20 protein-coding genes are annotated in these 23,369 nt (G+C 73.0%); 12 read left to right on the top strand and 8 right to left on the bottom strand.

Annotation, left to right across the window (positions count from 1 at the left end):
- Positions 1-311: 311 nt before the first annotated feature.
- A complete protein-coding gene (locus AC3EN4_RS14960; RefSeq protein ID WP_422739503.1) occupies positions 312-1,715 on the bottom strand; it encodes a HAMP domain-containing sensor histidine kinase in 1,404 nt (467 codons plus the stop codon).
- A gap of 29 nt (positions 1,716-1,744) precedes the next feature.
- Positions 1,745-2,434 carry a response regulator transcription factor gene (locus tag AC3EN4_RS14955; protein WP_074318485.1) on the bottom strand — a complete coding sequence of 230 codons (690 nt, stop codon included), beginning with the start codon at positions 2,432-2,434 and terminating at the stop codon, positions 1,745-1,747.
- Positions 2,435-2,507: 73 nt separating this feature from the next.
- Between AC3EN4_RS14955 and AC3EN4_RS14950 the strand changes: the two genes are divergently transcribed.
- Positions 2,508-3,467 carry an ADP-ribosylglycohydrolase family protein gene (locus AC3EN4_RS14950; protein WP_435206440.1) on the top strand — a complete coding sequence of 320 codons (960 nt, stop codon included), beginning with the start codon at positions 2,508-2,510 and terminating at the stop codon, positions 3,465-3,467.
- Positions 3,468-3,800: 333 nt separating this feature from the next.
- Here AC3EN4_RS14950 and AC3EN4_RS14945 read toward each other — a convergent pair whose 3' ends face one another.
- Positions 3,801-4,724, bottom strand: coding sequence for a DUF1775 domain-containing protein (locus AC3EN4_RS14945; RefSeq protein ID WP_435206439.1), 924 nt, complete (start codon positions 4,722-4,724; stop codon positions 3,801-3,803).
- A gap of 175 nt (positions 4,725-4,899) precedes the next feature.
- Here AC3EN4_RS14945 and thrS point away from each other — a divergent pair, with 175 nt between their 5' ends.
- Positions 4,900-6,909, top strand: coding sequence for a threonine--tRNA ligase (gene thrS, locus AC3EN4_RS14940; protein ID WP_435206438.1), 2,010 nt, complete (start codon positions 4,900-4,902; stop codon positions 6,907-6,909).
- A 140-nt stretch (positions 6,910-7,049) separates the two neighbouring features.
- Here the strand turns inward: thrS and AC3EN4_RS14935 are convergent, their stop codons facing one another.
- Positions 7,050-7,790 (bottom strand): D-Ala-D-Ala carboxypeptidase family metallohydrolase, encoded by a 741-nt coding sequence (locus tag AC3EN4_RS14935; protein ID WP_435206437.1) that lies wholly within the window; start codon positions 7,788-7,790, stop codon positions 7,050-7,052.
- Between the two features lie 164 nt (positions 7,791-7,954).
- On the opposite strand from AC3EN4_RS14935, the gene AC3EN4_RS14930 reads away from it, so the two are divergent.
- On the top strand, positions 7,955-8,467 hold the full coding sequence (locus tag AC3EN4_RS14930; RefSeq protein WP_422740657.1) for an HIT family protein: 513 nt from the start codon (positions 7,955-7,957) through the stop codon (positions 8,465-8,467).
- 34 nt (positions 8,468-8,501) lie between these two features.
- Here AC3EN4_RS14930 and AC3EN4_RS14925 read toward each other — a convergent pair whose 3' ends face one another.
- Positions 8,502-9,014 (bottom strand): hypothetical protein, encoded by a 513-nt coding sequence (locus AC3EN4_RS14925; RefSeq protein ID WP_435206436.1) that lies wholly within the window; start codon positions 9,012-9,014, stop codon positions 8,502-8,504.
- A 67-nt stretch (positions 9,015-9,081) separates the two neighbouring features.
- Here AC3EN4_RS14925 and AC3EN4_RS14920 point away from each other — a divergent pair, with 67 nt between their 5' ends.
- Positions 9,082-10,140 carry an aldo/keto reductase gene (locus tag AC3EN4_RS14920; RefSeq protein WP_422739509.1) on the top strand — a complete coding sequence of 353 codons (1,059 nt, stop codon included), beginning with the start codon at positions 9,082-9,084 and terminating at the stop codon, positions 10,138-10,140.
- A gap of 431 nt (positions 10,141-10,571) precedes the next feature.
- On the opposite strand, the gene AC3EN4_RS14915 is transcribed toward AC3EN4_RS14920, so the two are convergent.
- Positions 10,572-12,728: an elongation factor G-like protein EF-G2 gene (locus AC3EN4_RS14915; RefSeq protein WP_435206435.1), complete on the bottom strand. Its 2,157-nt coding sequence runs from the start codon at positions 12,726-12,728 to the stop codon at positions 10,572-10,574.
- 251 nt (positions 12,729-12,979) lie between these two features.
- On the opposite strand from AC3EN4_RS14915, the gene pgsA reads away from it, so the two are divergent.
- The 7 genes from pgsA (at position 12,980) to AC3EN4_RS14880 (ending at position 19,000) form a co-directional block, all read left to right on the top strand.
- Positions 12,980-13,609 carry a phosphatidylinositol phosphate synthase gene (gene pgsA / locus AC3EN4_RS14910; RefSeq protein WP_422739511.1) on the top strand — a complete coding sequence of 210 codons (630 nt, stop codon included), beginning with the start codon at positions 12,980-12,982 and terminating at the stop codon, positions 13,607-13,609.
- Positions 13,610-13,631: 22 nt separating this feature from the next.
- Positions 13,632-14,561 (top strand): phosphatidylinositol mannoside acyltransferase, encoded by a 930-nt coding sequence (locus AC3EN4_RS14905; RefSeq protein WP_435206434.1) that lies wholly within the window; start codon positions 13,632-13,634, stop codon positions 14,559-14,561.
- Between the two features lie 13 nt (positions 14,562-14,574).
- Entirely contained in the window at positions 14,575-15,735 is a 1,161-nt protein-coding gene (locus AC3EN4_RS14900; RefSeq protein ID WP_435206433.1) for a glycosyltransferase family 4 protein, read from the top strand.
- An 82-nt stretch (positions 15,736-15,817) separates the two neighbouring features.
- The gene (locus AC3EN4_RS14895) at positions 15,818-16,321 is read left to right on the top strand and encodes a hypothetical protein (RefSeq protein ID WP_435206432.1); all 504 of its coding nucleotides are present in this window, start codon (positions 15,818-15,820) and stop codon (positions 16,319-16,321) included.
- A 143-nt stretch (positions 16,322-16,464) separates the two neighbouring features.
- Complete coding sequence (gene pdxS, locus AC3EN4_RS14890) at positions 16,465-17,382, top strand: pyridoxal 5'-phosphate synthase lyase subunit PdxS (protein ID WP_422739515.1); 918 nt, start codon at positions 16,465-16,467, stop codon at positions 17,380-17,382.
- A 2-nt stretch (positions 17,383-17,384) separates the two neighbouring features.
- Positions 17,385-17,987: a pyridoxal 5'-phosphate synthase glutaminase subunit PdxT gene (gene pdxT, locus AC3EN4_RS14885; RefSeq protein ID WP_435206431.1), complete on the top strand. Its 603-nt coding sequence runs from the start codon at positions 17,385-17,387 to the stop codon at positions 17,985-17,987.
- Positions 17,988-18,247: 260 nt separating this feature from the next.
- The gene (locus tag AC3EN4_RS14880) at positions 18,248-19,000 is read left to right on the top strand and encodes a YebC/PmpR family DNA-binding transcriptional regulator (protein WP_422739517.1); all 753 of its coding nucleotides are present in this window, start codon (positions 18,248-18,250) and stop codon (positions 18,998-19,000) included.
- A gap of 126 nt (positions 19,001-19,126) precedes the next feature.
- Here AC3EN4_RS14880 and AC3EN4_RS14875 read toward each other — a convergent pair whose 3' ends face one another.
- The gene (locus AC3EN4_RS14875; RefSeq protein ID WP_435206430.1) at positions 19,127-20,110 is read right to left on the bottom strand and encodes an RICIN domain-containing protein; all 984 of its coding nucleotides are present in this window, start codon (positions 20,108-20,110) and stop codon (positions 19,127-19,129) included.
- 254 nt (positions 20,111-20,364) lie between these two features.
- Here AC3EN4_RS14875 and AC3EN4_RS14870 point away from each other — a divergent pair, with 254 nt between their 5' ends.
- Positions 20,365-21,405 carry a peptidoglycan-binding protein gene (locus AC3EN4_RS14870; RefSeq protein WP_435206429.1) on the top strand — a complete coding sequence of 347 codons (1,041 nt, stop codon included), beginning with the start codon at positions 20,365-20,367 and terminating at the stop codon, positions 21,403-21,405.
- A gap of 65 nt (positions 21,406-21,470) precedes the next feature.
- Here AC3EN4_RS14870 and AC3EN4_RS14865 read toward each other — a convergent pair whose 3' ends face one another.
- Positions 21,471-23,249, bottom strand: a complete 1,779-nt coding sequence (locus AC3EN4_RS14865; protein WP_435206428.1) for a carbohydrate binding domain-containing protein — start codon at positions 23,247-23,249, stop codon at positions 21,471-21,473.
- Between the last annotated feature and the right edge of the window lie 120 nt (positions 23,250-23,369).

Here is a 23,369-nt window from a genome sequence, read left to right as displayed (position 1 = left end):
TGGCGTGTTGTCGCTCCCCCCTCCCCCCCCCCCCCCCCCCACGGCTCCACCGGCCGGTAGACGCGCGGGGCGCTGGCCGGTGGAACTGGTGGGTTCGTGCACTGATCCTGTCAGTCCGCGAGCGCCTGACCGCGGTCGTTAACCTCGATCTAAGGAAGACTTGTGCCGCCGCACAGCCCCGGCCCGCCGGGCCGATCGGAGCGTCCCCGTCAACCGATCGGACCGGACCTGTTCGGTCGTCGGTCGACAGTGCTCGGTCGTCCGGCACGGGTGTGCGGTCGTCCGGGCACGAGGCTCGTCCGTCCGGCCGCTCAGTCGTCGGTGGGACGCTGGCGGGGCCAGCGCCGCCCGCTGCTCTTCTGATCCCGGACGTCGCGCGCCATCCGGCCCACCAGGCCGAACCGGTTGACCTGTCGGGGCGTGGCGTCCGGGTCGGCGAGCAGCATCACCACGCTGGCGCCGCCCAACCGGGCCCGGTCGATGCTGACCGAGCCGTTCGCCTGCAACGCCACCCGCTTGGCGATGTCCAGACCGAGCCCGGTGGAGCCCTGGTCGCTGGCGCCCCGCCGCAGCGCCCGGTCCGGGTTCGCGATGCCCGGGCCGGCGTCGTCGATCCGGATCGCCACGTACCCGTCGCGGCGCGACACGGCCACCTCGAACGCCGTACCCTGCGGCGTGTAGCGGAAGACGTTGCCGATCACCGCGTCCAGCGCGGCGGCCAGCTCGGCCCGTGGCACCGGCGCCGGGATGCGCAACTGGGCGCCGGTGACCCGGTGCGGCCGGTTCTGGTCACCGGCCAGCGCCGCCCAGAACACCATCCGGTCCCGGACCACCTCGCTGACGTCGCACATGGCCGGACCGGCCTCGTGCGCCACCGCCTTGCGAGTGGTCTTGATCAGCACGTCGATCTCGCCCTCGAGGGTGACGATCGCCTGCCGGATCCGCCGGATGCCCCGCAGCCGATCCAGCTCCGCCGGGCTGAACGAACCCACGCTGGTGTCGTCGGACTCCAACGCCTCCGCGTCGAGCCGGAGCACGGTCAGCGGTGTCCGCAGCCGGTGCGACAAGTCGGCCACCAACTCGCGCTCGTCGGTGCGGGCCGCGTCCAGCCGCTCGGCCATCCGGTTGAAGGCGTACCCGGCCTCCGCCAGCTCGCGCGGGCCGGTCGGCTCCACGCGCACGCTCAGATCGCCGTCACCGACGGCCAGCGTGGCCTTGACCAGGCCCTGGGTGGCATCCACCGCCCGGGCGGCCACCCGGTCGACCACCAGCACCGCCGCGCCGACCATCGCCGCGCCCACCGCGAACAGCAGCAACCAGGTGCCACCGGCGCCCTCGCCCAACGTCGAGTCCGGCACGAACACCTCGACCACGGCCGTCCGGTCACCGAGGACCACCGGGTCGAGCCGGACCACCCCGCCGTCGACGTCGGTGACCAGTGAGCGCCGGTCGGCGCGGGCCCGGTCCAGGTCGGCGCCACCGGCGCGGCCCGCGGCCTCGTCCAGCCCCAACCCGTACACCACCGGCCGGACCGCGGTGTCGTCGCCGCTGGCCACCACGGCCCGTTCGACGACCGCCTTGTCCGTGCTCACCGCCAATGCGCCGGTCACCAGCGCGCTGCGTCGGGCCGCGTCGGCGATCGCCTCCTCCCGCGTCTGCTCCCGCAGGCTCAACCCGAGCGGGATCAGGAACGCGAGCGCGACGAGGCTGCACATGCCGGCCGTGAGCAGGGCCAGCGCCGTCCTCAGTCCGGTGCCACCAGCCGGAACCCGACCCCCCGCACGGTGCGCAGGTAGCGCGGCTTCGCCGCGGACTCGCCCATCTTTCGGCGAAGCCAGTACAGGTGTACGTCGATGGTCTGATCCTCGCCGACCGATGGCTGCCGCCATACCTCCTCCAAGAGTTCCCGGCGGGACACTACCCGCCCGGGTCGTGCGGCGAGATACGCCAGCAGGTCGAATTCCTTACGGGTCAGCGCCAGCGGCTCCCCGTCGAGATGGGCGCTGCGCTCACCGACGTCCACCCGCAGCCCGCCGACGGTGTGCACAGCCGGCTGCACCGTCCGGCTGGCCCGGCCGGCCCGGCGCAGGACCGTGGTGATGCGGGCGTCCAGGTGCGCGCCCGTGAACGGCTTGACCATGTAGTCGTCGGCCCCGGCGCGCAGCAGCTTGACCACCGACTGCTCGTCGTCGCGGGCGGTGGCGATGATGATCGGAATGTCGGTGATGCCGCGCAGCATCCGCAGCGCGTCCGAGCCGTCCAGGTCGGGCAGGCCCAGGTCCAACACCACGAGGTCGGGTGTCTCCGCCGCGACCCGACGCAGCGCGTCCAGGGCGGTGCCCACGGCGTGCACGGCGTGCCCCCGGTCAGCGAGGGACCGCAGCATCGCGCCGCGTACGACGTGATCGTCTTCGACCAGGAGCACGGAGGCCACGACAAGACGGTACTTGGCCTGGCAAGTTGATCGCGTTGCGACGTACCTGGGAAGCGGGCAAGCTGGTACGACGATGTCGTTCACCCTGTTCGCCGACGCTCGCCTGGCGCTCGCCCGGGACAGCCTCGCCGGTCTCTCCACCGGCGACGCGCTCGGCGAGCGGTACGCCCCGTCCGGGTCCTCCGTCGGCGACGTACCCGGCGCGGGGCCGGGCCCGTCGGGCGGGGCCGACCCCGGGCCGGACGCCCTGCCACCGGCGCCGTGGGCCTGGACCGACGACACCGAGATGGCCTGCTCGGTCGTCGCCGAACTGGCCGCCTCGGGCGCCATCGACCGGGACCGGCTGGCGCTGGCGTTCGCCGAGCGCTGCGACGCGCGACGCGGCTACGGCGCGGGCGCGATGCTGATCCTGCGGCTGATCCGCACCGGCACGCCGTGGCCCGTGGCCGCCGCGTCGGCCTTCGACGGCCAGGGCTCCTGCGGCAACGGGGCGGCGATGCGGGTCGGCCCGTTGGGCGCGTACTTCGCCGACTCCACCGCCCGCGCGGCGGCGCAGGCCCGCGCCTCGGCCGAGGTGACCCACGCGCACCCCGAGGGGATCGCCGGAGCGGTCGCCGTGGCGGTGGCCGCCGCGCTCGCCGCCCGGGCCCGCCTCGACGGCCACCGACCGGCCCCGGCCCGACTCCTGGGCGGGGTGGCCGCCGCGGTCGACGCGGGCACCGAGGTCCACCGGGGCGTACACCGCGGCATCGGGCTGCTCGGCCGCCCCCTGCCCCGCGTGGTGGCCGAGCTCGGCAACGGCTCGCGGGTGACCGCCCAGGACACCGTCGCGTTCACCCTCTGGGTCGCCGCCACCCACCTCGACGACTACCCGGCGGCGATCCGGACCTGCGTCCGTGCCGGCGGCGACGTGGACACCACGGCCGCGATCGCGGGTGCGGTGGTGGCGGCGTACACCGGGGTCGGCACCCCGGGCGGCGTCCCCGAAGCGTGGCTGGCCGCCCGCGAGCCGCTACCCGCCTGGCTGCCCTGACCGCTCGCCTGCCCGGCACATGGGTGCCTACTGCGGCGCTCGGCCCCGTGGTGTCGCGCTGGCTGTCCGGTTGCCGGCGCTCGGCGTCGTGATGTCCCGGACTGTCCGGTGTTCTGCACGCTTGGCAGCCCTGCCGCACCGGCTGCGCGCAGAGCCCGCCAGGGGTGCCACACCACCTTTGCTCTGCTTCAACCCACGCAACACTGTGGGGTCATAAGTGTTGCGTGGGTTGAAGCAGAGCAAAGGACGCGTGCAGGGCGACGGCCACCGCCCGACGATGAGCTGAGGCACGTCGATCGGTGCGGCCTCAGCCGGTGTCGGCCGGGTGTGGCCTCAGCCGGTGCGGGCGGGAGTGGCTGCCGAGGCGAGCTCCGCGGCGGGCGCCGGTTCCGTGGGCGCGTCCGTGCCGTCCGGCCGCGACACCGGCGGCACCGCGTCGGTCTCCGTGGCACCAATCACCTCGGCCAGGGCCGCGTCCTCGGCCGGGTCGCGTCGCCGCAACCGGCTGACCAGCCAGCCGATCGCCGCGCCCCCGCCCAGGCCGGCCAGCAGGCCGGCGGCGAGCATCGCGTCCGCGTTGCCGGACTCCTCGCCGGAGCCGGCCGCCGTGCCACCGCCGCCGGAAGCGTCGTCGGCGCCCTGCGCGCCCGCGCCGGGACCGTTCGCCGCGCCCGCCGGGGCGCCGTGGCCACCGTGCGCGGCCGGTCCGGCCGCAGCCGGGTCCGGGGGCAGCAGCGTCAGCGCCGGCGCGCGGTGGGCGCCGGTGGCGTCCGCCCAGCGGACGACCGTGCCGTCGGCGTACGTCTGGACGACCTCGAAGGTGAGCCGCTCGGCCTGCGGCAGCGGACCCATGGACAGCGCCAGCTTCGCCGGGCCGGCCGGGCCCGCGCCGACGCGGACCCAGGTCACCGCCGTGGTCACGGTGCTCACGCCGGAGGAGTGGATGCCGGCCACCGGCTTGTCCAGGGTCTTAGAGTCGATCCTGGGCGCCCAGCCGTCGACCGACATCGGGTAGACCTCGGCCACCGGCGCGTCGGCCGGCAACCTGATCTCGACCTGCGTGGTCTTCGTGCCGGCCCGCTCCTCGGGCACGCTGAACTCCAGCCGTACGGCGTCACCCTGCCGTGCCTCGGTCGGGGTGGTCGTCACGTCCGCGGCCTGCGCCGCCGCAGCGGGCCAGAGCAGCAGCCCGGCGGCGGTCAGCGCGGTCACCGCCGCGATCCGCCGCGGACGGCCACCGCCGTGCGTGCTCGCCATCTCGTGCCCCCATCCGTCTCGGCGTGACCGGCACCGGTTTCCGGCCACACCTGGTAGTTCGGATTCGCGGCGCGAAAGGTTCAACGCGAGCCGTCCGGAAGGTGCCGGCGGCGCGACCGATAGCATCGGCAGGAGCCGAGACCGGCGCCGTTTCGTACCGCTTGGAGGAGTCACCGTGTCCGCACCCCGTACCCCCGCCGTGGCCGACCCCGTCGTCGTCGCCGCCGGGACGACGGCGGCCGACGCGGTGGCCGCGGCCGGACTGCCCGCGAACGGCCCCAAGGCGATCGTCGTGGTCCGCGACCCGCAGGGTCAGCTCCGTGACCTGGACTGGTCGCCGGCCGAGGAGACCGTGGTCGAGCCGGTCAGCCTGGACTCGCCGGACGGGCTCAACGTGCTGCGGCACTCCACCGCGCACGTGCTCGCCCAGGCCGTGCAGGACGTCTTCCCCGAGGCCAAGTTGGGCATCGGCCCGCCCATCGAGAACGGCTTCTACTACGACTTCGACGTCGACAAGCCGTTCCAGCCGGACGATCTCGCCAAGCTTGAGAAGCGCATGCAGGAGATCATCAAGTCCGGGCAGCGGTTCCGTCGTCGCCGCTTCGGCAGCCTGGACGAGGCGCGCGCCGAGTTGGCCGACGAGCCGTTCAAGCTGGAGTTGATCGAGGTCAAGGGCGAGGGCCTGGACACCGACGAGGTGATGGAGGTGGGCGGCGGCGAGCTGACCATCTACGACAACCTCGACGCCAAGGAGGACAAGGTCTGCTGGTCGGACCTGTGCCGGGGTCCGCACCTGCCGACCACCCGCCTGATCGGCGCGTTCAAGCTGACGCGCTCCGCCGCCGCGTACTGGCGTGGCTCGGAGAAGAACCCCCAGCTCCAGCGGGTGTACGGCACCGCGTGGCCGACCCGGGACGAGCTCAAGGCGTACCTGAAGCTGTTGGAGGAGGCCGCCCGGCGCGACCACCGCAAGCTCGGTGCGGACCTCGACCTGTTCAGCTTCCCCGACGAGATCGGCTCGGGCCTGGCGGTCTTCCACCCCAAGGGCGGCATCATCCGCCGGGAGATGGAGCACTACTCGCGCCGGCGGCACGAGGAGGCGGGGTACGAGTTCGTCAACACCCCGCACATCACCAAGGCGCAGCTCTTCCACACCTCCGGTCACCTGCCGTACTACGCGGACACCATGTTCCCGCCCATGCAGCTGGAGGGCGCGGACTACTACCTCAAGGCGATGAACTGCCCGATGCACAACCTGATCTTCAGGTCGCGCGGGCGGTCGTACCGGGAGCTGCCGCTGCGGATGTTCGAGTTCGGCACGGTGTACCGGTACGAGAAGTCCGGCGTCGTGCACGGCCTGACCCGGGTCCGGGGCCTGACCCAGGACGACTCGCACATCTACTGCACCCGCGAGCAGATGGCCGGTGAGCTGTCCACGCTGCTCAGCTTCGTGCTGGACCTGCTGCGGGACTACGGCCTGGACGACTTCTACCTGGAGCTGTCGACCCGCGACGACTCGCCCAAGTTCATCGGCGCGGACGAGGACTGGGCCGAGGCCACCGAGGCGCTGCGCACCGCCGCCGCGACCTCCGGCCTCGACCTGGTGCCCGACCCGGGTGGCGCGGCCTTCTACGGGCCGAAGATCTCCGTGCAGGCCCGCGACGCGATCGGTCGGACCTGGCAGATGTCCACCATCCAGGTCGACTTCAACCAGCCGGAGCGCTTCGGGTTGGAGTACCAGGCCGCCGACGGCAGCCGGCAGCGTCCGGTGATGATCCACCGCGCGCTGTTCGGGTCGATCGAGCGGTTCTTCGGGGTGCTCACCGAGCACTACGCGGGCGCGTTCCCGGCCTGGCTCGCCCCCGTGCAGGTGATCGGCATCCCGATCCGCGAGGACCACACCGACTACCTGCACGGCTTCGTGGCGGCGCTGCGCGCCGAGGGCATCCGCGCCCAGGTGGACGCGGGCGACGACCGGATGCAGAAGAAGATCCGTACGGCGCAGCAGCAGAAGATCCCGTTCATGGTGATCGCCGGTGACGACGACGTGGCGGCCGGGACGGTCTCCTTCCGCTACCGGGACGGCTCGCAGCGCAACGGGGTGCCGGTCGCCGAGGCGGTGACCCACGTCCTGGACGTGGTCACCTCCCGTACCAACATCGGCCCCTCCGCCGCCGCGGAGTAACGCGGCCGCGCGGCCGGTGCGTCGCCGCCTGCCCGCCGCAGGATCGTGCTCGATCCATGAAGTAGTGGCCTCCCGACGCGGGGAGGCCACTACTTCGATGTTCGAGCGCGATCCTCAGCCGGAAGGCCGGCTCCCCGGCGTCAGATGCCGCAGCTCGGCGCGGACCAGCCGCCGACCGCCGCGACGTGGGTGTGGTCGTTGTGGTCCGGATAGCCGGGGCCGAGAATCTGGGCGAAGCCGTGGTAGCGGGCCTGCTGGGCGAGCCGGCAGAACGACGGTGAGCCGACCAGGTCGACCGCGTCGCCGTACAGGTGCCGGCTGTTCGACGCCCCGCCGACCGCGCTGTTGCAGGCGTAGCTGCGGAAGCTGCTGCTGATCGCGATGGGTACGTCGCCGAGGGCGTGCCGCAGCGCCTGAAGCTTCCACATCGAGACCAGCGCGTTGGCGCGGGCGGTGCTCGCCGAGACCGCGCCGCCGGACCAGGTGCTGTTGCAGTTGTTCAGCTCGGCGTAGCTGAAGTTGACGGGCGTGCAGTCGTCGTCCTGGAGCGCGTAGAGCCGGTTGAAGGTCTGCGGACCGGCGATGCCGTCCGCGCCCAGCCCGTACGCCTGCTGGAAGCGGATCACCGCCGACCGGGTGGCCGGACCGAAGGCGCCGTCGATGGTGAGCACGGCTCCGTAGCCGGGGTAGCCGGCGACGCGGATCTGGAGCTGTCGGACGTCCTCGCCGGACATCCCCTGGGACAGGGTGCGACCCCAGGTGTAGCAGCCGTCCGCGTGCGCGGCACCGGCGGTGAGGGTGACCCCGGTCACTGTGGTGACGGCGGTCAGGGCGAGTGCCGCGAGGACTCGGCCGAGCTGACGGATCATGTAATTCTCCATCCAGCGATCCAACAACATCAATGGATGGAAGTTTCAGGGCTGAGTCTCGGCTCCGTCAAGAAGTTGCAGCAGCGAGTTTCCGGTCACGGGTGTCGCGGCCTGCCGGCCCGCCTCCGTAGGATCGGCTCGTGACAGGGGCGGAGCGACACACGGACAGCGGCGGCATGGCGGACGGCCTGGATCGGCTCTGGACGCCGCACCGGATGACCTACATCTCGGGTGAGGACCGCCCCGCCGAGGGCTACGAGAAGCCGACCGGCTGCCCGTTCTGTCTCGCCCCCGGACTGCCCACCGAGGAGAGCCTCGTGGTGGCCCGTGGCGAGCGCGTCTTCGTCGTCCTCAACCTCTACCCGTACAACCCCGGGCACCTGCTGGTCTGCCCGTACCGGCACGTCGCCGACTACACCGACCTCGACGAGGCGGAGACCGTCGAGCTGGCGTCGTACACGCAGACCGCCATGCGGGTGATCCGCAAGGTGAGCAACGCGCACGGCTTCAACCTGGGCATGAACCAGGGTGGCGTCGCCGGCGCCGGCATCGCGGCCCACCTGCACCAGCACGTGGTGCCGCGCTGGGGCGGCGACGCGAACTTCATGCCGGTGATCGGCCGCACCAAGGTGCTGCCGCAACTCCTGCACGACACCCGCGACCTGCTCGCGCGCGCCTGGCCGTCCTGACCGGGCCGCCCGCCCGGCGTCCGCGCCGGTCCGGCTAGTCGGCGCGCAGCAGCGGCACCAGCTCCGGCCAGCTCTCGACCCGGTGTACGAGCGGCAGCAGCGCTGCGTACGCGGCGACCTGCGCCGGGCGGGGCCGGAACAGGAACCGGTGCGGCACCGAGTCGAGGTAACCCAGCACCTCCAGCTTGTCGTCCACGAAGTGGGTCAGGCCGAGCCGCCGGGCGATCGGCGCCTTCGCCGGACGGGTCCGGCAGAAGTGCACCCGCTCGACCGGGATCCCGGTGCGGGCCGGGAAGTCGTGGTGGGCCAGCCACTCCCACGTCCGCCGCTCGGTGGACTCGCCGCACTTGGAGACCAGGTGCACCTCGTCGAACGCCGGCCCGAGCGCCGCGAGCGCGTCGAACGCGCCCTCGACCATGGGCGTACGCAGGTAGTGCGCGCCGAAGAAGGAGGTGTCGGCGTCGTCGTCAGCCGGTTCGATGAGCACGCCACCGATGTCCACGCCCAGCCGTCGCATGGCGACGATCATGCCGTACGCCGTCGGCACGCCGGTACGGCGTTTCCGCGATCGTGGTTGCTACGCCCCGGCCCGCTGGAGGTGGCAGGATCGGCCGATGGCAGTCACGACACGGATGTTGGGGCGCAGCGGCATCGAGGTCAGCGCCCTCGGCATGGGGTGCTGGGCGATCGCCGGCCCATGGGCGGAGGGCAGTCAGCCACTCGGCTGGGGAGCGGTCGACGACGACGAGTCGGTGCGGGCCGTACGCCGTGCTCTCGAGCTGGGCGTGACCCTCTTCGACACCGCCGACACGTACGGCGCGGGGCACGGTGAGCGGGTGCTCGGACGGGCGCTCGCCGGCCACCGGGACGACGCCGTGATCGCCACCAAGTGGGGTTACACGTTCGACGAGGCGGCCCGGCAGGCCACCGGCGAGGACGCGTCACCGGCGTACCTGCGGCGGGCCGTCACCGCCTCGCTGCGCCGGCTGGGCACCGACCGGATCGATCTCTACCAGCTCCACCTGGCCGACCTGCCGGTGCGTCGGGCCGAGGCGTTGTTCGCCGCCTGCGAGGAGCTCGTCGCCGAGGGCCTGATCCGGGCGTACGGCTGGAGCACCGACCGCGCCGACCGGGCCACCGCCCTCGGGCAGGCCGCCCCGGGCGCCGCCGCCGTGCAGCACGCCCTGTCGGTGCTGCGCGACGCCCCCGAGGTGCTCGCCGTCTGCGACAAGTACGACCTGGCCAGCATCAACCAGGGGCCGCTCGGGATGGGCCTGCTCACCGGCAAGTACACGGCCGCGTCCACGCTGCCCCGCGACGACGTACGCGGGTTGACGCCGGGCTGGCTGGAATGGTTCCGGGGTGGCCGCCCGGCCCCGGAGTGGCTGCGCCGGGTCGGCGCGGTCCGTGCCGCGCTGACCGCCGACGGCCGTACCCTCGCCCAGGGTGCGCTGGGCTGGATCTGGGCCCGCAGCGGGCGTGCCGTCCCGATCCCGGGCTGCCGGACCGTCGCGCAGGTCGAGGAGAACGCGGCGGCGCTGCACCGGGGCCCGTTGCCGGCGGACCAGTTCGTCGAGGTGGAACGCCAACTAGCCGCCCTACGCACCGCGGCCCTGCGCGACGCCGACCGCCCTCACTGGCCCCGCCCCACCCACCCCCAAACCCACCCCTGACCCACCAGCCGAGCCCAGAGCGCACGCCCGTCCAGCCTCTGCGGCGTGCCGCCGGCCCGCCGTGTCGTGACGGCGCGCGCCAGCCTCGCCTGGTCCTGTGCCGGCCTGGTCCTGTGCCGGCCTGGTCCTGTGCCGGCCTGGTCCTGTGCCGGCCTGGTCCTGTGCTGGTGTCGTCCTGTCGAGCTGCCCCAGATGTGGGACAAGCGAACAGCTTCTCGGCCCGCCGGGGCCCACACGCCATGTGCGCGCGGACGCGTTCCTCTTCGGCCGTCCTCCTCCGCTGCGGTGCCCCGGATATGGGGCAGCTCGACAGGACGCGTACACCTCGGGCGCCCCTCCGCCCGCTCGCGACGGCTCTCCGCGGCCGGCGGCCGTCAGAGACGGCGCGCGGGCGACAGGGCCAGCCCGAACGCGGTTCGGCGGAGGGGCTCCTACGGGGTGTGTTCCTTGCGGGTCTGGTCGGCCAGGTGGGTCGGCATGGGGTCGTGGCGGACGAAGTGGCGGCGGAAGGTGCCCGTGCCGGCGGTCATCGAGCGCAGCTCGACGGCGTAGCGCAGCAGTTCCAGGGCCGGTACCTCGGCGCGGACCAGGGTGCGGCCGTCGGCGTCCGGGTCCGGTTCGGTGCCGAGCACCCGGCCGCGCCGGCCGGACAGGTCGCCCAGCACGGCGCCCACCGAGCCGTCCGGCACCCGGATGGTCACCTCGTCGATGGGCTCCAGGAGTGCCGGCTGGCCGCGCTCGGCCGCGTCGCGCAGGGCCAGCGCTCCGGCGGTCTGGAAGGCCGCGTCGGAGGAGTCGACGCTGTGCGCCTTGCCGTCGACCAGGGTGACCCGCAGGTCGACCACGGGGTGCCCGGCGACCAGTCCGCGTTCCATCTGGGCGCGGACGCCCTTCTCCACGGACGGGATGTAGTTGTGCGGGACGGCGCCGCCGACCACGCGGTCGACGAACTCGAAGCCGGCGCCCCGGGGCAGTGGCTCGACCTCGATGTCACACACCGCGTACTGGCCGTGGCCGCCGGACTGCTTGACATGCCGGCCGTGCCCCCGCGCGGGGGCGGTCAGCGTCTCGCGCAGCGACACCCGCACCGGTTCGGTGTCCAGCTCGACGCCGCCGGCGCGCAGCCGGTCCAGCAGGACGTCCGCGTGCGCCTCGCCCATGCACCAGAGCACCAGTTGGTGGGTCTCCGGGTTGCGCTCCAGCCGCAGGGTGGGGTCACCGGCGACCAGCCGGGCGAGGTTGCGGGCGAGGGCGTCCTCGTCGGCGCGGCTGCGGGCGACGATCGCCACCGGCAGCAGCGGCTCCGGCATCTCCCACGGCGCGATCAGCAGCGGGTCGTCTTTGGCGGACACCGTGTCGCCGGTCTCCGCGCTCGGCGACTTGGTGATCGCGCAGATGTCACCGGCGACGCAGTGCGGCACCTCGCGCAGGGTGGCGCCGAGCGGGGTGTAGAGGTGCCCGACCCGCTCGTCGGCGTCGTGGTCGGGGTGCCCGCGCTCGGCCATGCCGTGTCCGCAGATGTGCACGGTGTCGTCGGGACGCAGTGTGCCGGAGAAGACCCGGACCAGCGAGACCCGGCCGACGTGCCGGTCGACGGTGGTCTTGACCACCTCGGCCACGAGCGGGCCGTCCGGGTCGCAGGTCAGCGGCGGGCGGGGCGAGCCGTCCACCCCGGTGACCGCCGGCAGTTCGTGCTCCAGCGGCGACGGGAACGCCGCGGTCAGCACCTCCAGCAGCGCGTCCAGGCCGACGCCGGTCTCGGCGCAGACCGGCACCGCCGGATAGAAGTGGCCCCGGGCGACGGCCTTCTCCAGGTCGTCGACGAGCACCTCGGTGCTGATCTCCTCGCCGTCGAGGTAGCGGTCCATGAGGGTCTCGTCCTCGCTCTCGGCGATGATCCCCTCGATCAGCTCGTTGCGGGACTCGTCGATGGCGGGCTGGTGCTCCGGGTCCGGGTCACGGACGTCGGCGGGCAGCCCGGCGGTGTAGTCGAAGACCCGGCGGGTGATCAGCCCGAGCAGACCCTCGGTGGAGATGCCGTCGTCGCCGAGCATCGGCAGGTAGAGAGGCATCACGTTGTCGCCGAAGACCCGCTGGCAGAGCGCGACCGTCTCGTCGAAGTCGGCGCGCGGCGCGTCCAGGCGGGTCACCGCGACGGCGCGCGGCATGTCGACCGCCGCGCACTCCTCCCAGAGGGCGACGGTGGCGGCGTCCATGCCACCGGCGGCGGAGACCACGAACAGCGCGGCGTCGGCGGCCCGCAGACCGGCGCGCAGCTCTCCGACGAAGTCGGCGTACCCGGGCGTGTCCAGCAGGTTGACCTTGATGCCGTCGTGCAGCAGAGGCGCGCACGACAGGCTCACCGAACGCTGCTGCCGTACGGCTGCGGGGTCGTGGTCGCCCACGGTCGTGCCGTCGACGACGCTGCCGGCCCGGCTGATCGTGCCGGTCGCGGCGAGCAGGGCCTCGACGAGCGTGGTCTTGCCCGCGCCGGAGTGCCCGACGAGCGCCACGTTGCGAACCCGCGCGGGCTCGGTCACCACCGGCGTGCCGCCGGTGGCGCCCTTGTCCTGATGTTTCTGCGCCATGGGGCGCACCTCCCTCAGCCGGTGGTGGGTGGCGACCGCCGCGCCAGGTGGAAGCGGCCCGGGGCGGGTGCGCGGCGATATCCTCCGGTGGTCTGCTGCCGAGCGGGAAATCAACGGGCGGGCGGGTGAGCTGGCTCACCTCCCGGCTCGATCTCACACCCGTTGCCGGACACGCACAAGCCTGCCCCGGGCGGGTCGCCGGGACCGGCGTTATGGCCGGAGCTGCGCGGACCGTTATCGTGGGGACCGCCATGGCGAAGATCTTCCAAGTGTCGGCCCGCGCGGGGATGACCCGCGTCGTCGAGCCGATTGCCCGCGCCCTGCTGCGCGCGGGCGTCACCCCCAACGTCGTCACCGTCACGGGCACCGTCGGTGTGCTCGTCGGCGCGCTCGGCTTCGGTGCCCGCGGCCACCTGGTCGCGGGCGCGTTGATCGTTACCGTGTTCGCGTTGACCGACCTGCTCGACGGGACGATGGCCCGGATGAGCGGCGGCTCCACCCGGTTCGGCGCGTTCCTCGACTCGAGCATGGACCGGGTCGCCGACAGCGCCGTCTTCGGCGCGGTGGCGTACTGGCTGGCCACCCGGGGCGATCACTCCGGGGTGGCCGCCGCGCTGCTCTGCCTGGCCGCCGGCGGGCTCGTCTCCTACGTGAAGGCCCGCGCCGAAGGGCTGGGCATGACCTGCAACGTGGGCATCGCCGAGCGCACCGAGCGACTGCTGATCGTCGGTGTCGGCGGCATCCTCACCGGGGTGGGTGTGAAGCCGGCGCTGGAGATCGCGCTCTGGCTGCTGGCCGCCATCTCGATCTTCACGGTGGGGCAGCGGATGGCGCACGTCTACCGCCAGGCTCAGCAGCTCCAGCCGGACGGCCAGGCGTGAGCGCGACCGGCGGCCGGACCGCGTGAACCTCACCGAGCTGGGCTACCTCGCCGGCTGGCGGCTGGTCCGCGCGCTTCCCCGGCCACTGGCGGCGGCGGCGTTCGCGGCGGGCGCGGACCGCGCACACCGCAAGGGCGGCGGGGGTACGGATCGACTGCGCGCCAACCTGCGCCGGGTGGTCGGTCCGGAGGTCCCCGAGGCCGAGCTGGACGATCTCGTACGACGTGGCCTGCGCTCGTACGCCCGGTACTGGATGGAGGCGTTCCGGCTGCCGTCCTTGAGCCGGGCGCAGATCCTGTCCGGGTTCCGGCTGGACGGCGCGGAGCTGCTGGCCGCCGACGTCGCCGCCGGCCGGGGCGCGGTGGTGGCGCTGCCGCACGCCGGCAACTGGGACGCGGCGGGCGCCTGGGTGGCGGCCACCGGCTGGCCGATCAGCACCGTCATGGAGCGGCTCAAGCCGGAGGGCGTGTACAAGCGGTTCCTGGCGTTCCGGGGGAAGCTGGGCATGGAGATCCTGCCCACCCACGGCGGCCCGCGTCCGCCGTTCGACGTGCTGCTGGACCGGCTGCGCTCGGGTGCGGTCGTGCCGCTGCTGGCCGACCGGGACCTGTCGGCCCGCGGCGTCGAGGTGGACTTCTTCGGCGCGAAGACGCGGATGCCCGCCGGGCCCGCGCTGCTCGCGATCCACACCGGGGCGCCGCTCTACGTGGCCTCGATGTGGTACGAGGAGGACGCGGCATGCGCCTCGCTCTCCGGCCCGCTGCCGGTGCCCGACCCGGAGGCGGGGCCGTTGGACGCGCGGGTCCGGTCGCTGACCCAGATGATCGCCGACCGTCTGGCGACGGGCATCGCCCGGCATCCGCAAGACTGGCACATGTTGCAGCGGATGTGGCTGGACCAGCGCGGCGCGGGGGGCACGGAGCTGTCGGCGCCGGCCTCGGGTCGGTCCTGAAGGGGGTGGACGCATGCGGATCGGTATCGTCTGCCCGTACTCCTTCGACGTTCCCGGCGGCGTGCAGAACCACGTCGTGGACCTCGCGGAGACGCTGATCGGCCTCGGGCACGAGGTCAGCGTGCTCGCTCCGGCCGACGAGGACGCCGACCTCCCGGCGTACGTGGTGTCCGCCGGTCGGGCGGTGCCGCTGCCGTACAACGGGTCGGTGGCCCGGATCGCGTTCGGCCCGGTCTCCACGGCCCGGGTCCGACGGTGGCTCACCAACGGTGACTTCGACGTGCTGCACGTACACGAGCCGCTGACGTTGAGCCTGTCGCTGCTGGCGGTGCTGTCGGCGCGCGGACCGGTGGTGGCCACCTTCCACACGGCGATGACCCGCTCGCGGGTTCTCGCTGCCGCGCAGGGCGTGCTGCAGATCGTGTTGGAGCGGATCACCGCCCGGATCGCGGTGAGCGCGCTGGCCCGCAAGGTGCAGGTCGAGCACATGGACGGCGGCGCGGTGGAGATCCCCAACGGGGTGGCGGTGGCGAAGTTCGCCGACGCCGAGCCGCTGCCGCACTGGCCGGGGGAGTGCGGGCCGGGCACCGGCGGCACGCTGGGCTTCCTGGGCCGGTTCACGGAGGCGCGCAAGGGCTTCCCGGTGCTGCGGGACGCCTTCGTGGCGCTCGCGCCGACCCGTCCCGGCCTGCGGCTGCTGGTCGCCGGCCCGGGCGACCCGGACGACCTGTACGACCAGTTCCCGGCCGAGCTGCGGGAGCGGGTGACGTTCCTCGGTCTGGTCTCCGAGGCGGACAAGGCGCGGATGCTGCGCAGCGTGCACCTGTACGTGGCGCCGAACACCGGCGGCGAGTCGTTCGGCATGATCCTCACCGAGGCGCTGGCCGCCGGCACCACCGTGGTGGCGAGCGACCTGGACGCGTTCCGCCGGGTGCTCGACGGTGGGCGGGCGGGGCGGCTGTTCCCGACCGGCGACGCGGTGGGGCTGCGCGACGCCCTGTCCGAGCTGCTCGACAACCCGGACGCCCGGGCCGCGCTGACCGCCTGCGGCGACCAGGTGGTGGCGAATTTCGACTGGCCCATGGTTGCCCGCCGTGTTCTGGAGGTATACGCAGCGGCGATCGAGGCGACCGACGGACGGGTCATCGACCAGGAGTGGGTGGGGCTGGGCTGAGCCGGAGTGACCGATGGTGCGCCTGGTGACGCCGTGACCGGCGGCGACGCGCGCAATGGAGGAGAAACGGAGCAGCACTACGATGCCGCACATGTGGTGGGTGGTGGCCGCGAGCGTGCTCGTGGGGGTGCTTGCGGCGTACCTCATCTGGACCGCCGGCCGCGTCGAGCGGCTGCAGGCCCGCGCGGAGCTGGCGGCACGGGCCCTGGACGCCCACCTGTTGCGCCGGGCGGCGGCCGCCGCGGTGCTGGCGGAGCGGCGGTTCGGCGTCGAGTTGTACGCGGCGGCCCGGATCGCGCTCGACGCCGCGCCGGACGAGCGGGAGGCGGCGGAGAACGACCTGACCCGGCAACTGCGTACGGTGCGGTTGGACCCGGCCGACGCGGACTGCACGGCGGTCATCGCGGCGAGTCGGCGGCTCGCGTTGTCCCGGCAGGTGCACACCGACCTGGTCCGTGACGCCCGGGCGGCGCGGAGCCGTCCCCTGGTGCGCCTGTTACGGATGGGGCGGGGCCGCGAGTGGCCGCGTTACTTCGACATCGACGATCCGACGCTCGTCGTGCCGGCGGACGTGCCGGCCGGCTGACCAGGGCGGGAGCGGTGCCGGCGGCCCGTGAGCCGGGCCACAGAGCAGGCCACCAGGGGTCGGATTGGCTGTCGGATCGGCGTTGCGTCGTGCGTAGCATTTTCGCTGCCACCGCCCACCGCACGTCCAAGGAGCGCCGACCCGTGTCCGACACCACCGCCTCGACCACCGGTACCGCCCCCGTCGTCGGCACGGCCCGCGTGAAGCGGGGCATGGCCGAGATGCTCAAGGGCGGCGTGATCATGGACGTCGTCAACGCCGAGCAGGCCAAGATCGCCGAGGACGCCGGGGCCGTCGCGGTGATGGCGCTGGAGCGGGTGCCCGCCGACATCCGCGCGCAGGGCGGGGTGTCCCGGATGAGCGACCCCGACATGATCGACGGCATCATCTCGGCGGTCTCGATCCCGGTGATGGCCAAGGCGCGCATCGGCCACTTCGTCGAGGCGCAGATCCTCCAGTCGCTGGGCGTGGACTACGTCGACGAGTCCGAGGTGCTGACCCCGGCCGACTACGCGAACCACATCGACAAGTGGGCGTTCACCGTGCCCTTCGTCTGCGGCGCGACCAACCTGGGCGAGGCGCTGCGCCGGATCACCGAGGGCGCGGCCATGATCCGCTCCAAGGGTGAGGCGGGCACCGGTGACGTCTCGAACGCCACCACCCACATGCGGAGGATCCGGCAGGAGATCCGCCGGCTGTCGTCGCTGCCGGCCGACGAGCTGTACGTCGCGGCCAAGGAGTTGCAGGCCCCGTACGAGCTGGTCAAGGAGGTCGCCGAGAGCGGCAAGCTGCCGGTCGTGCTGTTCACCGCCGGCGGGATCGCCACCCCGGCCGACGCCGCGATGATGATGCAGCTCGGCGCGGAGGGCGTCTTCGTCGGCTCGGGCATCTTCAAGGCCGGCAACCCGGCGCAGCGGGCCGCCGCGATCGTCAAGGCCACCACCTTCCACGACGACCCGGACGTGCTGGCGAAGGTCTCCCGTGGTCTGGGTGAGGCGATGGTCGGCATCAACGTCGACGAGATCCCCCAGCCGCACCGCCTGGCCGAGCGCGGTTGGTGAGGATGAACTCACCTACCATCGGTGTCCTCGCCCTGCAGGGGGACGTCCGGGAGCATCTGGCGGCGCTGACCGCGGCGGGCGCGGATGCCCGTCCGGTTCGCCGTCCGGGCGAGTTGGACGCGGTCGACGGCCTGGTGATCCCCGGCGGGGAGTCCACCACCATCAGCAAGCTCGTGGACATCTTCGAGCTGCGGGAGCCGATCGACAAGCGGATCGCCGACGGCATGCCCGTCTACGGCTCCTGCGCCGGCATGATCATGCTGGCCGCCGAGGTGCTGGACGGCCGCGCCGACCAGCGCGGTTTCGCGGGCATCGACATGACGGTACGACGCAACGCCTTCGGTCGGCAGGTCGACTCGTTCGAGGCGCCGGTGGAGATCACCGGCGTGGCGGGCGACCCCTTCCACGCGGTGTTCATCCGCGCCCCGTGGGTCGAACGGGTCGGCGCGGGCGTCGAGGTGATCGGCACGGTGACCGGTGGCCCGGCCGCCGAGCGGATCGTGGCGGTCCGCCAGGGCAACCTGCTGGCCACCTCGTTCCACCCCGAGCTGACGGGTGATCAGCGCGTGCACGCGTACTTCGTCGAGCTGACCCGGGCCGCCTGAGCGACCGACACCGCCGCGCGGGCATGGATCCGGCCCGCGGACCGTTGGTCTGAGCGGGCCCCGACGTCGGGCCGCCGCCCCGGGCGGGTCCCGGGTGTGACATGGCGGGGTGTGACCTCGGTAAGATTGCCGCGGTTCGGCAGGGCCGTCGCCCGGCGCGGCTTTTTCCCGCGGGGCCGACCGGCCGCCGGATCGCCGGATGCGGCGCGGAATCGGTGCGGCAGTCGACGCAGGCGTGCAATGACAGACGGAGGTAGAAGATGTCCGGCCACTCAAAGTGGGCGACCACCAAGCACAAGAAGGCCGTCATCGACGCCAAGCGCGGCAAGATGTTCGCCAAGCTGATCAAAAACGTCGAGGTGGCCGCCCGGACCGGCGGCGGCGACCCGGCCGGCAACCCGACGCTCTTCGACGCCATCCAGAAGGCGAAGAAGAACTCGGTTCCCAACGACAACATCGACCGCGCGGTCAAGCGGGGCTCCGGCCTGGAGGCCGGCGGCGCCGACTGGCAGACCATCATGTACGAGGGGTACGGCCCCAACGGCGTGGCGATGCTGATCGAGTGCCTCACCGACAACCGCAACCGGGCGGCGACCGAGGTGCGGACCGCGCTCACCCGCAACGGTGGCTCGCTGGCCGACGCCGGCTCGGTGTCGTACATGTTCTCCCGCAAGGGCGTGGTGATCGTCCCCAAGGCCGACACCAGCGAGGACGACGTCATGATGGCCGTCCTCGACGCCGGCGCCGAGGAGGTCAACGACCTGGGCGAGGCGTTCGAGGTGGTGTCCGAGCCGGGCGACCTGATCCCGGTGCGCACCGCCCTGCAGGACGCCGGAATCGAGTACGAGTCGGCCGAATCGTCCCTGGTGCCCAGCGTGAACGTGCCGCTGGACGAGGAGGGCGCTCGCAAGATCTTCAAGCTGATCGACGTCCTGGAGGACTGCGACGACGTGCAGAACGTCTACGCCAACTTCGACGTCTCCGACGACGTGATGGCGGCCGTCGACGCCTGACGTCCGGCCCGCCAGGGCTTGATCAACACCAGGTCGCCGAAGTGGGGGTGTCCGCCCGTGCGGACACCCCCACTTCCGTGAACCGGAGTCGATCACGCGCCGAGCGCCGAGCGCCCGGCGCGGGCGTCACTTCGCGGGCACCGTGTCCACCAGGAACACCTGGTCGGACTGGCCCGTGCACGGCTCGGCGGCGGCCTCGGCCGGGACCTGGGTGGCGTCGTCGCGGATGCCCACGCACAGGTCACTGCCCGCCGGTCGCAGGCGGTACGCGTCCGGCGCCGAACCGGCCGGTTCGAAGCGGAACAGCTGGTACCAGGAGTCGGTGCTGCACTGGTCCCACGGCTCGATGAGGTTCTGCCCGGGATCCTCCCGCCGCACCGTGAGGCAGCCGACCCCGTTGACCGGGTGCTTCCACTTGACGAAGTACATGTCGTCGGCCACCGGCACCAGGTAGGTCTCCGGCGGGGTCGCGCCCGCGCAGGGGCGTTGGACCGCCACCGCGTCCTCGTACCGGCCGCTGCGGTCGCGCCCCTCGCTGATGCAGAGGCTCGGGTAACTGGCGGGACGGATCTGGATGCGGCCGCTGGCCGGCGACCGCTGACCGGCACCGGACGCGGTCGGGCTCGGCGACGCGCCGCCGGCGGCCGTCTCCGACGTCCGGCGCTCCTCGTCGTGGGGCCACCAGAACCAGACGCCGAGCCCGACGAGCAGGGTGGCGACGACGAGCAGCGCCAGCAGGGCGTGTCGACCCGACCAGCGCGGTCGTGCCTCAGCCGGGCGGTCGGTCCGCGTGTCGGAAGGCGCGTCCACCGGCGGCCCGGCGACGGCGTACTCGCCCGCGGCCAGCCGGTGCCGCGCGCGCAGCCACTCGTCGACCTGCTCGCCCGCCCCACAGGCGCGGACGAACGCCGCCAGCACCTCGGGGCGCGGCAGGGTGGACCGGCGCAGGAGGTCGGCGGCGGTGCTGCGGGCCAACACGTCACCGGCCGCGACGGCGCGCTGTTCGAGTTGCCGGAACGTCAGTCGGGAGCGGTCCTTGAGGTGGCGCAGCAGTTCGATGAACTCGGCCGGGTTGGCCGCCTCACCCGGTCGAAGCTCCCCCGTGGTCATCGCCTGATTCTGCTGACCCTGCACGCCTTCGGGCAAGTCGGTCCGACGTCTGTCCGAGGTGGTCGGACAAAACCCGGACAGGCCCCTCTGAGCTGCGCGGACACCGCACCGCCCCGACCAGGGCATTGTTCGCGACGACCCGGCTATCTAGCGTTTTCGTCGATGGCCACGGCGGTTCGCACCGTACCGGCCGTCGGGTTCGGAAACGGGGACCGGTCCGAACCCGACCACATCAACGACACGGGGGAGATCCGATGATTGACGCTGTCCGGGATCCGGTGCCGCAGGTGACCACGGCGGGGGAGTACGTGGCGTCGCTGCGGGACGTGCGGCGACGCTCCGGCCTGACGTACCGGGAGGTGGCCCAGCGGGCCTCGGCGGCCGGGCACTGGCTGCCGCCGAGCACCCTCGCCACCATGCTGGGACGCACCACCCTGCCCCGCGAGCGGACCGTCACGGCGTTGCTGGCCGCCTGCGGCACGTCCGCGCCCGAGATCGAACGGTGGCTGGACCTACGCCGCGACATCGAGGCCCGGCTCAGCGAGCCGATGCGCCCCACCGGCCGGCCGGCGTCGGGCGAGCCGACGCACCCCGCGCCGCCGGTCTCCGCTCCGGTGCCCGTCGAGGCGACCGGTCCTCGTCGGTCCACCGACCGACCCCGGTCCGCGCGTCGCCGGCTGCCGCTGGGAGCGCTGGCGCTGGTGGGCGCGCTGACGGTGGGCGCGCTGCTGCCCGCCGGTGACGTGATGACCCCCAGGTCCAGCGGTACCGGATCGAGCGCGCCGTGTCCGCTCGTCCTGCGCCAGGGCATGTACGGCCCCTGCGTGCTGGACCTCCAGGAACGGCTGGCGGCGAGCGGGTTGCGGGTGCCCGTCGACGGGTGGTTCGGGCCCGACACGACCAGCCGGGTGATCGCCTTCCAGGCGTTGCACAGCCTGGAGGTCAGCGGCACGGTGGACCGGCAGGTGCTCGACGCCCTCCAGGACAGCGCGGTGTCGCCCGTCGCGTGGACGGAGAACCGGATCAGCAAGTACCTCCGGGCACGGTTCCCGGAGGACCCGTCGGAGGCGGTGCGGCTGGCCCGGTGCCTGTCCGGACTGGACCCGCTGCGGGTGGAGGTGACCGCCGACGGGTCGCGGCGGTGGGGCCTGTTCCAGTTCAGCGACACGGAGCTGTCCCGCCTCGGGGTCGATCGCCGGACCGCGCTGGATCCGGGTTGGAACATCGGGGCGGCGCGCGACATCTGGTCGCGTACCGGCGATTTTCGTCATTGGACCTGCGTCTCCTCGGTGTGACGCGCGACGACTGCCCGCCCGGCCTCGCGGGGCCGGGCGGGAGTCCGGTCACTGCGGCGGACGACTCACGGCCGGAGCCGGTTGGCGACCACGTACGCGCCCACGGAGTTGCCGGTGGCGATGCCGGCCTCCGCGTCGAACCGGTAGTGCACGCCCAGGTAGATCCGACTGAGCGCGTTCTCCCGGGCGGCCTCGTCGAAGCCGCTCATGTGTCGGACGACCCCCGGTGCGTGCGGATCGTCGGTGGTGGCGTCGAAGGCGATGGCGTTGGTGCCGAAGAAGCCCTTCAGCACCGCCGCCCAGGCGCCGGCGAAGGTGGCGTGCCCGGAGACGTACGCCGGGAAGGGCGGTGAGAACGACACGCCGGCCTCGTCCTGCGACAGCGGCTGCCAACCGTTGCCGATGGCGCTCTCCGGCCGCCACAGGTCGATGGCGGTCAGGTACTTGGCATCCCAGGCGGCGATGGCCGCGTCGGCGAGCGCCAGGGCGACGAGCCCGAAGAGGCGGGCGTTGGCCAGGATGCCCAGCTTCCGCTGCTCGGACACGATCCGGGTGTGCGCGAAGAGTTGGCCCGGTGGCCGGTAGGTCGCGGGCAGGTCGTTGGCCCAGAAGTAGGCGATCTGCGTCTGCTCCGCGGTGCGCAGCGACGACGTCCGGCCGCCGTAGTCCCGTACCTCCTGGACGTTGCGGCGGTACTCGTCCCGGCCGAGCAGGTCGGCGTAACTGGTTGCGCCGGCCGGTGGGCCGGGCCGGAACTGGTCACCGGCGCTCAGGGCGAACGGCGTGACGCGCCCCCAGTTCGGACTGACCGCCGGCTTACCGTCGGTCGGCCGCCACGCGCCGTCGACGCCGTCCGGGGCGTACCCAGCTGGGTTGGTGGCGCCGTCGTTGACGCGAGCCTGGAGGTTCGCGGCGGCGGCCGCGGCCCCGACGGTCTCGCCGCGGGTGACCTCGGCGGCGTTCAGGCCGGACGGCCGCCGCGAGCCGGCGGCGACGTAGGCGGCGTCGAAGGCCGTGCGGCGGGACGGGTACAGGGCGACCAACACGTCGAATGCGGCCTTGTCGATCGCCGCGTGCAGCGACGGTGCCACCACGTCGTCCATGGTGCCCGGGTAGCTGACCGGCACCCGCACCCGGTAGGGGTTGCCGACACCGGTGACGGAGACGGCGGCGTCCTGCATCGCCGCGTGCAGGATGGCCGCGTGGCGGGACAGGACGGTCGGTGGCAGATCCATTCCCTTGAAGGCGTTCAGCAGCGTGTCGTTCCAGTGCAGGACCGGGTCGGTGGCCGGGTCGACGGCCAGCGGGGTGAGCGAGATGTTGTCCAGCCGGATCGTCGACGCGGCCTGGCCCCCGAAGTGGAACAGCAGCACCGCCTTCGGGTCGCCGAACGGCGACGTGAAGTCGAAGGTGAAGCGCCGCGACGTGGAGGTGAGCGCCACCGTCCGGTCGAACGCCGAGGTGAAGGGCGTGTCCACCCGGGAGACCGAGACCCGCACGTCGCGGCCGACGTCGGCGGAGGCGTCGAACTGTACGCGGTACGGCTGGGCCGCCGTCACCCCGAACTCGAAGTGCCCGACCAGGTCCTCCCACACCGGCTTGCCGACGGTGTTGCTGGTGCGGATGCGCAACTGCCCGGCGTTGACCGTGGTGCTGGTCGAGGAGAGCCGGGTCCACCAGGGTTCGGTGCTGCCGTTGTCGAACGTGCCGTTGAGGATCAGGTTGCCCGCCGCGGCGGCGGCCGGCGCGTGCGGGATGAGGGCGGTGAGGGTGCTGGCGAGGGCTACCGTGAGCACCAGGCTGAGCAGACGACGGAGTCGCCGTGCGGGGTTCGGTGGGGACATCGAGAGCCTTCCGGTCCGGGAACCGGCGACGACCAGGTCGACGCCGTGAGGATCGGCTCACGGTAGGAGTGTTCGCGCTGATCACGGCCACCGAACAGCGCTCGGGACAGTGCCGTACGG

Source organism: Micromonospora sp. bgisy143, assembly GCF_057708145.1.
The sequence above is the reverse complement of the archived record's forward strand: the minus strand, read 5'-3'. Positions and strand labels throughout refer to the sequence as shown.

Coding starts and splice junctions, on each gene's coding strand:
- AC3EN4_RS14880 (WP_422739517.1), top strand. CDS start 18,248: ATGTCCGGCCACTCAAAGTGGGCGACCACCAAGCACAAGAAGGCCGTC.
- AC3EN4_RS14930 (WP_422740657.1), top strand. CDS start 7,955: ATGGCGGACGGCCTGGATCGGCTCTGGACGCCGCACCGGATGACCTAC.
- AC3EN4_RS14875 (WP_435206430.1), bottom strand. CDS start 20,110: ATGACCACGGGGGAGCTTCGACCGGGTGAGGCGGCCAACCCGGCCGAG.
- AC3EN4_RS14960 (WP_422739503.1), bottom strand. CDS start 1,715: ATGTGCAGCCTCGTCGCGCTCGCGTTCCTGATCCCGCTCGGGTTGAGC.
- pdxT (WP_435206431.1), top strand. CDS start 17,385: ATGAACTCACCTACCATCGGTGTCCTCGCCCTGCAGGGGGACGTCCGG.
- AC3EN4_RS14865 (WP_435206428.1), bottom strand. CDS start 23,249: ATGTCCCCACCGAACCCCGCACGGCGACTCCGTCGTCTGCTCAGCCTG.
- pgsA (WP_422739511.1), top strand. CDS start 12,980: ATGGCGAAGATCTTCCAAGTGTCGGCCCGCGCGGGGATGACCCGCGTC.
- AC3EN4_RS14920 (WP_422739509.1), top strand. CDS start 9,082: ATGGCAGTCACGACACGGATGTTGGGGCGCAGCGGCATCGAGGTCAGC.
- AC3EN4_RS14900 (WP_435206433.1), top strand. CDS start 14,575: ATGCGGATCGGTATCGTCTGCCCGTACTCCTTCGACGTTCCCGGCGGC.
- AC3EN4_RS14950 (WP_435206440.1), top strand. CDS start 2,508: ATGTCGTTCACCCTGTTCGCCGACGCTCGCCTGGCGCTCGCCCGGGAC.
- AC3EN4_RS14915 (WP_435206435.1), bottom strand. CDS start 12,728: ATGGCGCAGAAACATCAGGACAAGGGCGCCACCGGCGGCACGCCGGTG.
- AC3EN4_RS14945 (WP_435206439.1), bottom strand. CDS start 4,724: ATGGCGAGCACGCACGGCGGTGGCCGTCCGCGGCGGATCGCGGCGGTG.
- AC3EN4_RS14935 (WP_435206437.1), bottom strand. CDS start 7,790: ATGGAGAATTACATGATCCGTCAGCTCGGCCGAGTCCTCGCGGCACTC.
- AC3EN4_RS14895 (WP_435206432.1), top strand. CDS start 15,818: ATGCCGCACATGTGGTGGGTGGTGGCCGCGAGCGTGCTCGTGGGGGTG.
- AC3EN4_RS14870 (WP_435206429.1), top strand. CDS start 20,365: ATGATTGACGCTGTCCGGGATCCGGTGCCGCAGGTGACCACGGCGGGG.